Raw genomic sequence first — 13,009 nt, 5'->3', positions numbered from 1 at the left:
TGCTTACTTTGCGTTCAGTGCCAGTTTGGCAACTTGCGGCGCAGGCTGGTAGCCCGGAATCACCTGGCCGTCAGCCAAAACGATGGCCGGCGTACCGTTCACACCAATCGACTGGCCGAGGGCGAACTGCTTGGAAACTGGGTTGGCGCACTTGGCGGCCTTGATTTCCTTGCCATCGACCATTTTGTCCATGGCCGCTTTCTTGTCGGCCGAACACCAGACGGCTTGCAACTGCTCGTCACCCGGCGAACCCAGGCCCTGGCGCGGGAACGCCACGTAGCGCACTTCAACGCCGAGCTTGTTCAGCTCAGGCACTTCGGCATGCAGCTTGTGGCAGTACGGGCAGGTGGTGTCGGTGAACACGGTGATGTGGGTCTTGGTTTCGCCGATGGCCGGGTAAACCACGGTTTCAGCCACCGGAATACCGTTGATCAGCTTGGACACGCCCAGGCGCTCGGCTTTCTCGGTGAGGTTCACCGGCTTGCCGTCTTTGAGCTGGAACAGGTAGCCCTGGACGATGTACTGGCCATCGGCACTGGCGTACAGCACGCGGCTGCCCTTGAGCTTGACTTCGTACAGGCCGGCCATCGGGCTGGCGTTGATGCTTTCAATCGGGGTGTCGAGCTGGAGGGCTTCCAGGCTCTTGCGGATTGTCTTCTCTGCGGCGTCGTCGGCGACGGCAAAGGTTGAGACCAACGCAATGGCTGCGATGGCAAAAATCTGGGTCAAGCGCATGGGAACTCCTGAAGGCAGATGCAGGGACGGGAGCAGGAACACCGATCTTCAAACACGGGTTTGGGCCGTCCCCTTTGCGAACCGGCAAAGCCTACCACAGTTGGGCCGCAGGGCAGCCAGTCGCGGGGAAATTGGGCTTTTTCCGAAGTGTTTTTCATCCACGGGGATGGTGCTTGGCGTGCATCTCCTGCAAACGTGCCCGCGCCACGTGGGTGTAGATCTGGGTGGTGGATAAGTCGCTGTGGCCCAGGAGCATTTGAACCACGCGCAAATCCGCGCCGTGGTTGAGCAAATGCGTGGCGAACGCGTGACGCAGGGTGTGGGGCGACAGCGACTTGCCGATGCCGGCAACCTTGGCCTGGTGCTTGATGCGATGCCAGAAGGTCTGGCGGGTCATCTGTTCGCCGCGCTGGCTGGGAAACAGCACATCGCTGGGCCGACCGTTGAGCAATTCGGCTCGGGCGTCGCGCATGTAGCGTTCGATCCACACGATCGCCTCTTCACCCATGGGCACCAGGCGCTCCTTGCTGCCCTTGCCCATTACGCGCAATACGCCCTGGCGCAGGTTGACCTGTTCCAGGGTCAGGCTGATCAACTCGGTGACGCGCAGGCCGCAGGCATACAGCACTTCCAGCATGGCACGGTCGCGCTGGCCGATGGCTTCGCTCAGGTCGGGAGCTGCGAGCAGGGCTTCGACGTCGGCTTCCGACAGGGATTTGGGCAGTGGCCGGCCCAACTGTGGCATGTCGATTTGCAGGGTTGGGTCGACAGCGATCAGCTTTTCCCGCAGCAGGTAGCGATAGAAGCCACGCACGCCTGAGAGAAAACGCGCAGTAGAGCGAGGCTTGTAGTTTTGCTCCAGGCGCCAGGCCAGGTGGTCGAGAATCAGCTCGCGACCGGCGTCGAGCAGCTCGAGGTTTTTCTCCTGCAGCCAGCCATTGAACAACGCGAGGTCGCTGCGGTAAGCCTGGCGGGTGTTGTCCGACAGGCCTTTTTCCAGCCAAAGGGCGTCGAGGAAGCGGTCTATCTGCGGGTGGTCGATGGCGGACATGAGGGCTCAAGCAGGGAAAATGGCGGTATCGGGTAGATCCTATCGCAGCACGGGCCGCTACACATCAATGAAAGCGGGCAAATAATCTGTGGCAAGGGAGCTTGCTCCCGCTGGGGCGCGAAGCGGCCCTGATTGACCATTGAGGTCCAACAGAGAGACTTCTATTGCCGGTTTCAGGGCCGCTGCGCAGCCCAACGGGAGCAAGCTCCCTCGCCACAAAAGCGGAAAACGGCTTTAAGGTCAGTGCGACGCTGAATTTCTTCGAGGCGGGGAGTCATGAATAGATACCGGGGAAATGGACAAATTTCAGGCAACAAAAAAGCAGCCCGTAGGCTGCTTTTTTCTGCATCGGGAAGCTGGACTTAAGCCAGTTTTTCCTTGATGCGAGCTGCTTTACCGGACAGGTCACGCAGGTAGTACAGCTTGGCTTTACGTACGTCACCGCGACGTTTAACGGCCATGCTGTCGATTTGCGGGCTGTAGGTCTGGAAAGTACGCTCTACGCCAACACCGTTGGAGATTTTACGAACAGTGAAAGCACTGTTCACACCACGGTTACGCTTGGCAATTACCACGCCTTCGAACGCTTGCAGACGCGAACGGTCGCCTTCCTTCACTTTCACCTGAACGACAATGGTGTCGCCCGGGGCAAAGGTAGGGATCTCTTTGGTCATCTGCTCTGCTTCGAGTGCAAGGATGATTTTGTTAGTCATGCTGTGCTCCTAAGGTAAGTCGTCGGACCTACCATCGATACGTTGTTAACTATCGTCCCGCCCGAGGATGTATTCCTCGAGCAGCTTCTTCTCTTCTCCAGAAAGCGAGCGGCTTTCCAGAAGATCGGCGCGTCGTTCATAGGTCCGCCCAAGGGACTGCTGTAAACGCCAACGCCGGATGTGTGCGTGATTGCCACTTAGCAATACGTCGGGAACACGCTGATCCGCATACACCTCCGGTCGGGTGTAGTGCGGGCAATCCAGCAAACCATCCGTGAAGGAATCTTCCTCCGCGGAGTCCGCATGCCCTAAAGCTCCAGGCAGCAGTCGTGTAACCGCATCTATCAGGACCATCGCCGGCAGCTCGCCGCCAGACAGGACATAGTCCCCAATCGACCACTCTTCATCGACATGAGCATCAATAAACCGCTCGTCAATGCCTTCATAGCGACCGGCAATCAGGATTAATGCTTCCAGATTCGCCAACTCGCGTACCGCCGACTGATTCAGCTGACGGCCTTGAGGGGACAGGTAAATTACCTTCGCCTTCTCCCCGGCGGCTGCCTTGGCCTGAACCAACGCATCTTCCAGGGGCTTGATCTTCATCACCATGCCCGGACCACCGCCAAATGGGCGATCGTCCACAGTGTGATGTCGATCCGTCGTGTAGTCTCGCGGGTTCCAACAGGTGAGCTGCAAGAGCCCCTGTTTCACCGCCCGACTGGTGATGCCGTACTCGCTGATGGCGGAAAACATCTCGGGAAACAAACTGATCACTTCAACGCGCAGGTTCGCCACGTTAGAAGTCCGCGTCCCATTCCACCTTCATCTCGCCCGCTGCCAGGTCGACGGCCAACACGCATTGCTCGGTATAGGGCAACAGGCGTTCGCGATCATCCAGGCTGCCAGCGCAAGGCTTGACCACCATTACATCATTGGCGCCGGTTTCCAGAAGATGATCGATTTTCCCGAGCAATTGCCCGAGTTGATCAATGACCTTCAGACCTTCAAGCTGGTACCAGTAGTACTCGCCGTCGGTCAATTCAGGGAACAGGTTGCGCGGCACGCAGATCTCATAACCGGCCAGAAGACGAGCTTCTTCACGATCATCAAGACCCTTGAGCTTTGCGACCAGGAACTTGTCGCTCCCGCGTCCACTGACCAGCTCTACCTGTTTCACACTACCTTCGCGCTTGAGCGTCCAGGTCTTGTACTGCAACAGGTTTTCAGTCGGATCAGTAAAGGAATACACCTTCACTTCGCCGCGAACGCCATGAACAGAATAAATCTTGCCGATAACGATCAAATCATCAGCAACCGCTGGCGTCGCGTTCATATTGCTCAGGCCGCAGCCTTAGATGCATCCTTCAACAACTGAGCAACGCGCTCAGAAGGTTGTGCACCAACGCTCAGCCAGTAGGCTACGCGCTCTTGGTTCACGGACAGACGGACTTCTTGACCACGAGCGATCGGGTTGAAGAAGCCAACTTGTTCCTTGTGAGAGCCGTCACGTGGGTTGCGGCTGTCAGTTACGGTCAAGTGGTAAAACGGGCGCTTTTTGGAGCCGCCAAGGGCAAGACGGATTGTTAGCATGTGAACATCGTTCCTGTAGTCGGTGCTGCAAATCTAAATGCACAGCGGGCATAGGTGCCCGAAAGGCCGCATATTCTAAGGAATATCCGGACTTTTGCAAATGTCTTTTTCTGGCGCCTATCAGCGTGCCATTCAGATCTGCTATAGAGCCGTCGGTTAAAACGGCAAGTCAGCTCCCGCCAATGGCGGGTTTGCTGGAGATCCCGCATCCCTGCGGGTCGGAGCAGAAGCGAACTTCTGCTCGAATTCTTTACATTTTCGGCATGCCGCCGCCGGGCAACATACCGCCCATGCCGCGCATCATCTTGGCCATCCCGCCTTTTGCGGAGAATTTCTTCATCATCTTCTGCATCTGCTTGTGCTGCTTGATCAAGCGACCGATGTCCTGCACCTGGGTGCCGGAACCCATGGCGATCCGACGTTTGCGCGAACCGCTGATCAGCTCAGGGTCGCGGCGCTCGGCCGGGGTCATGGAATTGATGATGGCTTCCATCTGCTTGAATTGCTTCTCTGCCGCGCCCTGGGCATTGCCCATTTGCGCCAGGTTCACGCCGCCGATGTTCGGCAGCTTGTCCATCAGGCCGCCGAGGCCGCCCATGTTCTTCATCTGTTGCAGCTGGTCGCGGAAGTCTTCGAGGTCGAAGCCCTTGCCCTTCTTCAGCTTTTTAGCCAGCTTGTCGGCCTTGTCCTTGTCGAGGGTCGCTTCCGCTTGCTCGATCAGGCTGAGCACGTCGCCCATGCCGAGGATACGCGAGGCGATCCGCTCAGGGTGGAACGGCTCGAGCGCTTCGCTCTTCTCGCCCATACCGATGAACTTGATCGGCTTGCCGGTAATGGCGCGTACCGACAAGGCGGCACCGCCACGGGCATCGCCGTCGACCTTGGTCAGGATCACACCGGTCAGCGGCAGCGCATCACCAAAGGCCTTGGCGGTATTGGCCGCATCCTGGCCGGTCATGGCATCGACCACGAACAGGGTTTCTACCGGGTTGATCGCGGCATGCAGCGCCTTGATCTCGCCCATCATCTCTTCGTCGATGTGCAGGCGACCGGCGGTATCGACGATGACCACGTCGATGAATTTCAGCTTGGCTTCTTTAATAGCCGCCTGGGCGATATCGACCGGCTTCTGGCTCAGGTCGGACGGGAAGAAGGTCACGCCCACTTCGCCCGCGAGCATTTCCAGCTGTTTAATAGCCGCCGGGCGGTAAACGTCGGCAGACACCACCATCACCGACTTCTTCTTGCGCTCTTTAAGGAAGCGCGCCAGTTTGCCGGCGGTGGTGGTCTTGCCCGCACCTTGCAGACCGGCCATCAGCACAACGGCTGGCGGCACGGCGCTGAGGTTCAAATCTTCGTTGGCCGCGCCCATCAGGCTTTCGAGTTCGGCCTGGACGATCTTCACAAAGGCCTGGCCCGGCGTCAGGCTGCGGGACACTTCGGTGCCGACCGCGCGCTCTTTGACCGAGTTGACGAAGTCCTTCACCACCGGCAAGGCGACGTCGGCTTCCAGCAACGCCATGCGCACTTCACGCAGGGTGTCTTTAATATTGTCCTCGGTCAGCTTGGCCTTGCCGGTGACATGGCGCAGCGTCTGCGAGAGACGGTCAGTCAGATTTTCAAACATGCGCGATCCTTTCAGGCCCTATTCATCGAAATGCATTGTTAGACCGAGGTAATGGCGGCCCAGGCTGTGGTAAATCGCTATTAAAAACAGCGCTCGGCGAGCCTGCGGCGTGGGCAGGTCGCGGATTATAGCGAAGACTGTCGCCATGCACACCCGCTGTCTGGCCTGAGAGTCTTTCGTGTTACGCAGGTGTATGCCAAACTCAGCGCCTTTCGGGCCTGCTTAACAGGATTTATGCTCCCTTTGTCACCCAGTTTGCTACCCAGCCTCGCCGCCGCCATCTTGTATGCCGCTGCGACCCTCTATCAGGGCACTCGTCTGGCCCAAGGCGCCAAGGCCGACAAACGCCTGCTGGTAGGCCTTGGCGTCCTCGCCCTGCTGGCTCACGCCGCCAGCCTGTTCACGCACTTGATGACGCCGGTCGGCCTGGGCCTGGATTTCTTCAGCGCTGCCAGCCTGATTGCCGCCGCGGTGATCGCGCTGACCCTAATGGCCTGCTACCGGATCCCGGTGGAGAACCTGCTGGTGCTGTTGTTCCCGCTCGGGATGCTGACGGTGCTGCTGGCGCAATTCACACCGACCGGCACCGTGCAGGTCATTGATGAAGAGCCGGGCATCCTCGCCCACATCCTGCTGTCGATCCTCGCCTACGGCATGTTCACCATCGCGGTGTTCCAGGCCTTGCTGCTGCTGTTGCAAGACCACCAGCTCAAGCACAAGCACCCGTCGGGGCTGATCAAGAACTTCCCGCCGCTGCAAACCATGGAAAGCCTGCTGTTCGGCTTCCTCTGGGCCGGCTGGACGCTGCTGTCGCTGTCGCTGATCTCCGGCTGGCTGTTCGTCGAGAACCTGTTTGCCCAGCACCTTGTGCATAAAACCCTGCTGGCCTGCCTGGCCTGGGTGGTGTTCAGCGTGCTGCTGTGGGGCCGCAACCGTCTCGGCTGGCGCGGGCACAAGGCGATCCGCTGGACCCTGGCCGGTTTCTGCCTGCTGATGCTGGCCTATTTCGGCAGCAAGCTGGTTCGCGAATACATCCTGCATATCTGACGGGCAGCCGACATGGACAACTTGCCCTTGGGGCCGATGCTTGCGGTAGTAGCCTTGCTGGTTTTATGGTCGGCGCTGTTTACCGCCATCGAAGCCGCCCAGCAACATTTGCTGGCCCTGCGCCCCGGCACCCGCCAGGGTGACAAAGCCGCCGCCCGCCTGAACTTCCCGCGCAACAGCCTGATCCTCTGCAACACCCTGTGCCGCGCCGTGGTGGTGATTCTCTGCACCCTGCTGGCGATCTACGCCTGGGCGGAAAACGGCCCGTGGCTCGGCTGGGTGATCTCCAGCGCGGTGCTGCTGGTGCTGGCCGACTATCTGCCGCGCGCCCTGGCCACTCGCCACCCGCAAACCATCCTTGGCTTCGGCAATACCTTGCTGAGCGTGCCGCTGAAAATCCTTTATCCGCTGGCCTGGCTGCTCAACGGTGTCAGCCTGTTGCTGCTGCGCCCGCTCACCCGCAAGCCCGGGCTGGTCAAGAAGAGCGACGAGCCGCAGCCGGACCAGGACGACGAGCCGGAAGCCGAAATCCCCAACACCCGCGCGCCGGGCATGCCGGGCATCCACGCCCTGGACAACATCACCGTCAACGACATCCTGGTGCCCCGCAGCGAAGTGGACGGCATCAACCTGGATGACCCGGTAGAGGAAATCATCGAGCAACTGCGGGTTTCCACCCGAACCCGGCTGCCGGTGTTCCACAGCGATATCAACCAGGTCGAGGCGGTGCTCAACACGCGGCAGATCCGCCACCTGCTGCCGGACGCCAGCCTGACCAAGGAAGCCCTGCTGGAGGCCTGTCACGAGCCCTACTTCGTCCCGGAAAGCACGCCGCTGCAACTGCAATTGCTGAACTTCCACAAGCAACAGCGCCGCCTGGGCATGGTGGTGGATGAATACGGCGAAGTGCTGGGCATTGTGACCCTGGAAGACATTCTTGAAGAAATCGTCGGTGAGTTCGAAAACGAGCAGCACCTCGACAACCCGCACATCCAGCCCCAACTGGATGGCCGCTACGTGATCGACGGCGCCGCCTCGATCCGTGACTTGAACAAAACCCTCGGCTGGCACCTGCCCAGCGACGGCCCCAAGACCCTCAACGGCCTGGTGACCGAAGCACTGGAGACCATTCCGGATTGCGCCGTGTGCCTGAAAATCGGCCGCTATCGCCTGGAAATCCTCGAGACCGAGGACAACCGCGTCGCCAAGGTGCTGATCTGGCACACCAGCACGGTGCCGGTCGCCGCTTAAGCCCCTTGTTGGATCCGCAAACCCCTTCCTATAATCGGGCGGCTTACCCAAGCCCCGCCCGACCGCGTGCTACCCGCACTGAGCGCGTCCAGGCACCGCTTTACCGTGTCTGACCGGTGTTTGCTCCCATCCCGAGCCGCCCCGCGCACAACCCTGATCCATGGGTGTTCGACCAATAATAATCCGCGTCCAAACGCGCAATGACCGTCAGGGATACCTCAATGAGCACCACCTATAACGAGACGGCGACCGCCGCCCCGACCAACTCGACGGCCCGGGTCGCCACCGCGAGCATCATCGGCACCGCCATCGAGTTCTACGACTTCTATATCTACGCAACTGCCGCCGCGCTGGTGATCGGCCCGGTGTTCTTCCCGCAAACCTCCGGCACGGCGCAGATGCTCGCCTCGTTCCTGACCTTCGGTATCGCGTTTATCGCGCGGCCACTGGGCTCGGCGCTGTTCGGCCACTTTGGTGACCGGATTGGCCGCAAGTCGACACTGGTGGCTTCCCTGCTGCTGATGGGCGTGTGCACCACGCTGATCGGCTTGCTGCCCGGTTATGACAGCATCGGGGCCTGGGCACCGATCCTGCTCTGCGTACTGCGCTTCGGCCAGGGCCTCGGGCTTGGCGGCGAATGGGGCGGCGCGGCGTTGCTGGCCACCGAGAACGCCCCGAAGGGCAAACGCGCCTGGTTCGGCATGTTCCCGCAGTTGGGCCCGTCGATTGGCTTTCTGGCGGCCAACGGGCTGTTCCTGATCCTGGCCATGAGCCTGAGCGACGAACAGTTCCGCAGCTGGGGCTGGCGCATTCCGTTCATTCTCAGCGCGGCGCTGGTGATGGTGGGGCTGTATGCACGGCTCAAACTGCATGAAACGCCGGTGTTCGCGAACGCCGTGGCCAAGGAAGCGCCGGTGAAGGTGCCGCTGGTGGAACTGTTCAGCCAGCATTGGCTGCCGGTCCTGCTGGGTGCGGCCTCGATGGTGGTGTGTTATGCGCTGTTCTATATCACCACCGCGTTTTCCCTGAGCTACGGCGTGTCTACGCTGGGTTACAGCCGTGAAACCTTCCTCGGGCTGTTGTGCTTCGCGGTGCTGTTCATGGGCGCGGCGACGCCGCTGGCGGCGTGGGCCAGCGACCGTTACGGGCGTAAGCCGGTGCTGATTGTGGGGGCGATTCTGACCATCCTCTCCGGCTTCACCATGGAGCCGTTGCTGACCCACGGTTCAACCTGGGCCGTGGCACTGTTCCTGGCGCTGGAGCTGTTCCTGATGGGCGTGACGTTTGCCCCGATGGGCGCGATGTTGCCGGAACTGTTCCCGACCCGCGTGCGTTATACCGGTGCTTCGGCGGCGTATAACCTGGGTGGGATCGTGGGTGCGTCGGCGGCACCGTTCTTCGCGACCAAGCTGGTGGCGATGGGCGGTTTGAGTTATGTCGGCGGGTATGTGTCGGCGGCAGCGGTGATCAGCTTGATTGCTGTGTTGTGCCTGAAAGAGACGCGCAATAACGATTTGAACAAGGTCGCCTGATAAACCGCCTTCGGGAGCAAGCCCCCTCCCACATTTTGATTTGCGAATACATTCAAATGTGGGAGCGGGCTTGCTCGCGAAGGGCGCGACTCGGTTACAGCTCTATAACAACCGCTTTCGAAGCACGAGTGGCTTTAGCCCGCGCTGCCTCAATCGACTCATCCCGCGCCAACGCCACGCCCATACGGCGCTGGCCATTCACTTCCGGCTTGCCGAACAGACGCAACGCCGTATCCGGCTCGCTCAAGGCTGCACCCAGGTTGGAAAACGCCGTCTGGGTCGACTTGCCTTCCACCAGGATCACCGCCGAAGCCGAAGGCCCGAACTGACGGATCAACGGGATCGGCAGGCCGAGAATTGCCCGCGCATGCAGGGCGAACTGCGACAAGTCCTGGGAAATCAGGGTCACCAGGCCAGTGTCATGGGGGCGCGGCGACACTTCGCTGAACCACACCTGATCGCCTTTGATAAACAGCTCGACGCCAAACAGACCACGACCACCCAACGCTTCGGTTACCGCCTTGGCAACGCGCTCGGATTCCGCCAGTGCAATCGGGCTCATGGCCTGTGGCTGCCAGGATTCCTGATAGTCGCCCTTCTCCTGACGGTGACCGACAGGCGCGCAGAAGGTAGTGCCGCCAATGTGGCGCACGGTCAGCAGGGTGATTTCGTAGTCGAAGTCGATAAAGCCTTCGATGATCACGCGGCCCTTGCCGGCACGCCCGCCTTCCTGGGCGTAATCCCAGGCTTTCTGCACGTCATCGGCGCTGCGCAGCAGGCTCTGGCCCTTGCCCGACGAACTCATCACCGGCTTGACCACACACGGGAAGCCCAGGTCGGTGACGGCCTTGCTGTAGTCCTCGAAGGTGTCGGCGAAGTGGTACGGCGAGGTCGGCAGGTCCAGCTCTTCGGCGGCCAGGCGACGGATGCCTTCGCGGTTCATGGTCAGCAACGTCGCGCGGGCGGTCGGGATCACGGTGAAGCCTTCGGCTTCCAGCTCCACGAGGGTGGCGGTGGCGATCGCTTCGATTTCCGGCACGATGAAGTGCGGCTTTTCGGCTTCGATCACGGCACGCAGGGCGGCGCCATCGAGCATGTTGATCACATGGCTGCGGTGGGCAACCTGCATGGCCGGCGCGTTGGCGTAGCGATCCACGGCAATCACTTCAACGCCCAGGCGTTGCAGTTCGATTACCACTTCCTTGCCCAGCTCACCGCAGCCACACAGCATTACGCGGGTCGCGGTTGGCGACAATGGAGTTCCGATTCGGGTCATCTCAGGTCCTCAGGGGAGCGGATCGTGGGGAGAAAGGCCGGCATTTTACATGAACTGTAAAGATTGGCTTCAGTTGGCGACGCGCTGCCGGCGCAAACGCCAGGCCATGGCCAGCCACACCACGGTAACGCCGGCGAATTTCGACACCAGGGCAGTGCCGGCGACCGCGGGCGTCAAGGCGCCGATCAGGCCGAAAAAGATGAAGGTATCGAGGGGGATACTCAGCGCCGAACTTATCCACAGGCGGTCGTGGAGTGGGCGCTTGGTGATGCTGAACACCAGCCAGTCAATGCATTCGGACACCGCGAACGCCGTGGCGCTGGCCAGGGCGATGGACGGATCGGAGGTGATATAGGACAGCACCAGCGCCGCCAGCATGGCGATGATCGCGCCATGGCCGAAACGGGTTTGCACCATGTCCCGCAGGACAAATACCAGGCCGCCCCAGGCGGACCAGATCACATCCAGGTGCGGAGCGGTGGAAAAGGCGAAGTTGATCAGCACGACGCTGCTGATGTAGGCAATCAGGAAGAACATGGGGCGAGGGACCTGTGAACAAGGGGCACAGGGTACTTCACATTTGGAAATATGTCGTCTGGGCGGGCCCTTTCGCGAGCAAGCCCGCTCCCACATTTTGAACGCATTCCTCCAAGATAAACGCAATCAAATGTGGGAGCGGGCTTGCTCGCGAAAGCCGTCTATCAGGCGCCGGACTTCCCCGGAATCATCCACACCAGCCCACTCGCCTTCGCCCGCTCATGGCACAACCCCAACACCACCCGGCGCTCGGCGTTGTCCATGCGACTCCAGCGGGTGATTTCATCCACCGTCCGCTGGCATCCCGTGCAGATATCATCGTCATCCAGCGCACAAATGCTCACGCACGGCGAGGCGACGGGTCGTTCTACCGGGTTCATTCTTCCTGCTCAACCAGATCACGGGCATACCGCTGGGCGTTATGCACATAGTGCGCAGCGCTGGCCTCGAGCATTTTCTTCTGCACGTCGGTCAGTTCCCGCACCACCTTGCCCGGCGAGCCCATCACCAACGAACCATCGGGAATTTCCTTGCCCTCGCCGATCAGCGAATTGGCGCCGATGATGCAGTGCTTGCCGATCTTCGCCCCGTTAAGAATCACCGCATTGATGCCAATCAGGCTGTAATCGTCGACGGTGCAGCCATGCAACATGGCGTTATGGCCGATGGTCACGCCGGTGCCAAGGGTCAGCGGGTAACCCATGTCGGTGTGCATCACGCTGCCGTCCTGCACGTTGCTGTTCTTGCCGATCAGGATCAGCTCGTTGTCGCCGCGCAACACCGCGTTGAACCAGACGTTGGCGCCCTCCTCCAGCTTGACCTTGCCCACCAGCGTGGCATTGGGGGCCACCCAGCTGTTGGGATGGGTTTCGACTCGGGCGTCGCCCAGGCGGTATTTCATAGGTGGATCCTCACGGCAGGAACGATGGCCATCTGGCTCTTAGGTATTGATGAAGCTTTTCGGCGGTCGATGCAGGCTGATGTCGGCATCGTCATAGAGCAGATTGATCAGCTCGACGATCATGATCGCCGTCAGGCCCCAGATCTTGTATTCGCCAAACCGGTAACTGGGCACGTACCAACTGCGGCCCTGGTAATCGATACGGTGGGTATGTTCGCGCGGGTCCTGGCGAAAAAACTCCAGGGGCACGCTGAAAACAGCGGCGATCTCGGCGTCATTGGCCAGGTATTCGACGTAATCGGGGATAACGCCTACATAAGGCGTGACACGGATACCGTGCAGGGAAATCAGCGGGCTCAACGGCCCGATGACTTCCACCAAACCCGGCGGCAGGCCGATCTCTTCTTCGGCTTCGCGCAGCGCGGTGAAGATCAGGTCCGGGTCTTCCGGGTCGCGCCGCCCGCCAGGGAATGCCACTTCGCCGCCATGGGTGGATAACCCGCTGGCGCGCAAGGTCAGGATCAGCTCGGGTTCGTCACTGCGGGTGATCGGCACCAGTACCGCCGCTTCCGGGAAACGACCGTCGGTCTCCAGCGTGTGGGGCGTATGATTGCTTACCCGGCGAAGTAGCTCGTCCAGCATGAGTCATCTCGGTCTGTTGGCTACCTTGCATCATGCACCAAACCTTGCGCACGCCCAACCCCAAAACCCTGGCCATGTCGCTAAACGACAACTTGCAGCCCATA

At 60.5% G+C, this 13,009-nt stretch carries 15 protein-coding genes; 3 read left to right on the top strand and 12 right to left on the bottom strand.

From position 1 onward, the window contains the following. Positions 1-3: 3 nt before the first annotated feature. The 7 genes from dsbC to ffh form a co-directional block, all read right to left on the bottom strand. Complete coding sequence (dsbC, locus tag HX869_RS08745) at positions 4-735, bottom strand: bifunctional protein-disulfide isomerase/oxidoreductase DsbC (protein ID WP_003209582.1); 732 nt, start codon at positions 733-735, stop codon at positions 4-6. Between the two features lie 154 nt (positions 736-889). Next, positions 890-1,786 carry a site-specific tyrosine recombinase XerD gene (xerD, locus tag HX869_RS08740; protein WP_003209584.1) on the bottom strand — a complete coding sequence of 299 codons (897 nt, stop codon included), beginning with the start codon at positions 1,784-1,786 and terminating at the stop codon, positions 890-892. Between the two features lie 362 nt (positions 1,787-2,148). Next, the gene (gene rplS, locus HX869_RS08735; protein WP_003175895.1) at positions 2,149-2,499 is read right to left on the bottom strand and encodes a 50S ribosomal protein L19; all 351 of its coding nucleotides are present in this window, start codon (positions 2,497-2,499) and stop codon (positions 2,149-2,151) included. A 45-nt stretch (positions 2,500-2,544) separates the two neighbouring features. Then, on the bottom strand, positions 2,545-3,255 hold the full coding sequence (gene trmD / locus HX869_RS08730; RefSeq protein WP_236260845.1) for a tRNA (guanosine(37)-N1)-methyltransferase TrmD: 711 nt from the start codon (positions 3,253-3,255) through the stop codon (positions 2,545-2,547). 43 nt (positions 3,256-3,298) lie between these two features. Next, positions 3,299-3,835 carry a ribosome maturation factor RimM gene (gene rimM, locus HX869_RS08725; protein WP_003175898.1) on the bottom strand — a complete coding sequence of 179 codons (537 nt, stop codon included), beginning with the start codon at positions 3,833-3,835 and terminating at the stop codon, positions 3,299-3,301. A gap of 5 nt (positions 3,836-3,840) precedes the next feature. Beyond that, complete coding sequence (rpsP, locus tag HX869_RS08720) at positions 3,841-4,092, bottom strand: 30S ribosomal protein S16 (protein ID WP_003209587.1); 252 nt, start codon at positions 4,090-4,092, stop codon at positions 3,841-3,843. A 250-nt stretch (positions 4,093-4,342) separates the two neighbouring features. After that, on the bottom strand, positions 4,343-5,719 hold the full coding sequence (gene ffh / locus HX869_RS08715; protein WP_003209589.1) for a signal recognition particle protein: 1,377 nt from the start codon (positions 5,717-5,719) through the stop codon (positions 4,343-4,345). A gap of 234 nt (positions 5,720-5,953) precedes the next feature. Between ffh and HX869_RS08710 the strand changes: the two genes are divergently transcribed. The 3 genes from HX869_RS08710 to HX869_RS08700 all read left to right on the top strand — a co-directional run bounded on the left by HX869_RS08710 (position 5,954) and on the right by HX869_RS08700 (position 9,549). Further along, positions 5,954-6,766: an inner membrane protein YpjD gene (locus HX869_RS08710; protein WP_010176828.1), complete on the top strand. Its 813-nt coding sequence runs from the start codon at positions 5,954-5,956 to the stop codon at positions 6,764-6,766. Between the two features lie 12 nt (positions 6,767-6,778). Continuing rightward, positions 6,779-8,017 (top strand): transporter associated domain-containing protein, encoded by a 1,239-nt coding sequence (locus HX869_RS08705; protein ID WP_178902993.1) that lies wholly within the window; start codon positions 6,779-6,781, stop codon positions 8,015-8,017. 221 nt (positions 8,018-8,238) lie between these two features. After that, positions 8,239-9,549 (top strand): MFS transporter, encoded by a 1,311-nt coding sequence (locus HX869_RS08700; protein ID WP_003209595.1) that lies wholly within the window; start codon positions 8,239-8,241, stop codon positions 9,547-9,549. A gap of 94 nt (positions 9,550-9,643) precedes the next feature. Here HX869_RS08700 and purT read toward each other — a convergent pair whose 3' ends face one another. The 5 genes from purT to HX869_RS08675 form a co-directional block, all read right to left on the bottom strand. Further along, entirely contained in the window at positions 9,644-10,825 is a 1,182-nt protein-coding gene (purT, locus tag HX869_RS08695; RefSeq protein ID WP_178902992.1) for a formate-dependent phosphoribosylglycinamide formyltransferase, read from the bottom strand. A 69-nt stretch (positions 10,826-10,894) separates the two neighbouring features. Beyond that, entirely contained in the window at positions 10,895-11,362 is a 468-nt protein-coding gene (locus tag HX869_RS08690) for a hypothetical protein (RefSeq protein ID WP_003209599.1), read from the bottom strand. 164 nt (positions 11,363-11,526) lie between these two features. Continuing rightward, positions 11,527-11,742, bottom strand: coding sequence for a DUF1289 domain-containing protein (locus tag HX869_RS08685; RefSeq protein ID WP_087695119.1), 216 nt, complete (start codon positions 11,740-11,742; stop codon positions 11,527-11,529). Next, positions 11,739-12,263, bottom strand: a complete 525-nt coding sequence (locus HX869_RS08680) for a gamma carbonic anhydrase family protein (RefSeq protein ID WP_008438249.1) — start codon at positions 12,261-12,263, stop codon at positions 11,739-11,741. The genes HX869_RS08685 and HX869_RS08680 overlap by 4 nt, the downstream gene beginning before the upstream one ends. A 39-nt stretch (positions 12,264-12,302) precedes the next feature. Beyond that, positions 12,303-12,905, bottom strand: coding sequence for a CoA pyrophosphatase (locus HX869_RS08675; protein ID WP_003209605.1), 603 nt, complete (start codon positions 12,903-12,905; stop codon positions 12,303-12,305). Positions 12,906-13,009: the final 104 nt, after the last annotated feature.

This window comes from Pseudomonas sp. P7779 (assembly GCF_013386315.1).
GTDB lineage: Bacteria > Pseudomonadota > Gammaproteobacteria > Pseudomonadales > Pseudomonadaceae > Aquipseudomonas.
This window is presented reverse-complemented; position numbering and strand designations above follow the sequence as displayed.

Coding starts and splice junctions, on each gene's coding strand:
- HX869_RS08685 (WP_087695119.1), bottom strand. CDS start 11,742: ATGAACCCGGTAGAACGACCCGTCGCCTCGCCGTGCGTGAGCATTTGT.
- trmD (WP_236260845.1), bottom strand. CDS start 3,255: ATGTTTTCCGCCATCAGCGAGTACGGCATCACCAGTCGGGCGGTGAAA.
- HX869_RS08705 (WP_178902993.1), top strand. CDS start 6,779: ATGGACAACTTGCCCTTGGGGCCGATGCTTGCGGTAGTAGCCTTGCTG.
- rpsP (WP_003209587.1), bottom strand. CDS start 4,092: ATGCTAACAATCCGTCTTGCCCTTGGCGGCTCCAAAAAGCGCCCGTTT.
- xerD (WP_003209584.1), bottom strand. CDS start 1,786: ATGTCCGCCATCGACCACCCGCAGATAGACCGCTTCCTCGACGCCCTT.
- HX869_RS08680 (WP_008438249.1), bottom strand. CDS start 12,263: ATGAAATACCGCCTGGGCGACGCCCGAGTCGAAACCCATCCCAACAGC.
- dsbC (WP_003209582.1), bottom strand. CDS start 735: ATGCGCTTGACCCAGATTTTTGCCATCGCAGCCATTGCGTTGGTCTCA.
- HX869_RS08710 (WP_010176828.1), top strand. CDS start 5,954: ATGCTCCCTTTGTCACCCAGTTTGCTACCCAGCCTCGCCGCCGCCATC.
- ffh (WP_003209589.1), bottom strand. CDS start 5,719: ATGTTTGAAAATCTGACTGACCGTCTCTCGCAGACGCTGCGCCATGTC.
- HX869_RS08675 (WP_003209605.1), bottom strand. CDS start 12,905: ATGCTGGACGAGCTACTTCGCCGGGTAAGCAATCATACGCCCCACACG.
- rimM (WP_003175898.1), bottom strand. CDS start 3,835: ATGAACGCGACGCCAGCGGTTGCTGATGATTTGATCGTTATCGGCAAG.
- HX869_RS08700 (WP_003209595.1), top strand. CDS start 8,239: ATGAGCACCACCTATAACGAGACGGCGACCGCCGCCCCGACCAACTCG.
- purT (WP_178902992.1), bottom strand. CDS start 10,825: ATGACCCGAATCGGAACTCCATTGTCGCCAACCGCGACCCGCGTAATG.
- rplS (WP_003175895.1), bottom strand. CDS start 2,499: ATGACTAACAAAATCATCCTTGCACTCGAAGCAGAGCAGATGACCAAA.
- HX869_RS08690 (WP_003209599.1), bottom strand. CDS start 11,362: ATGTTCTTCCTGATTGCCTACATCAGCAGCGTCGTGCTGATCAACTTC.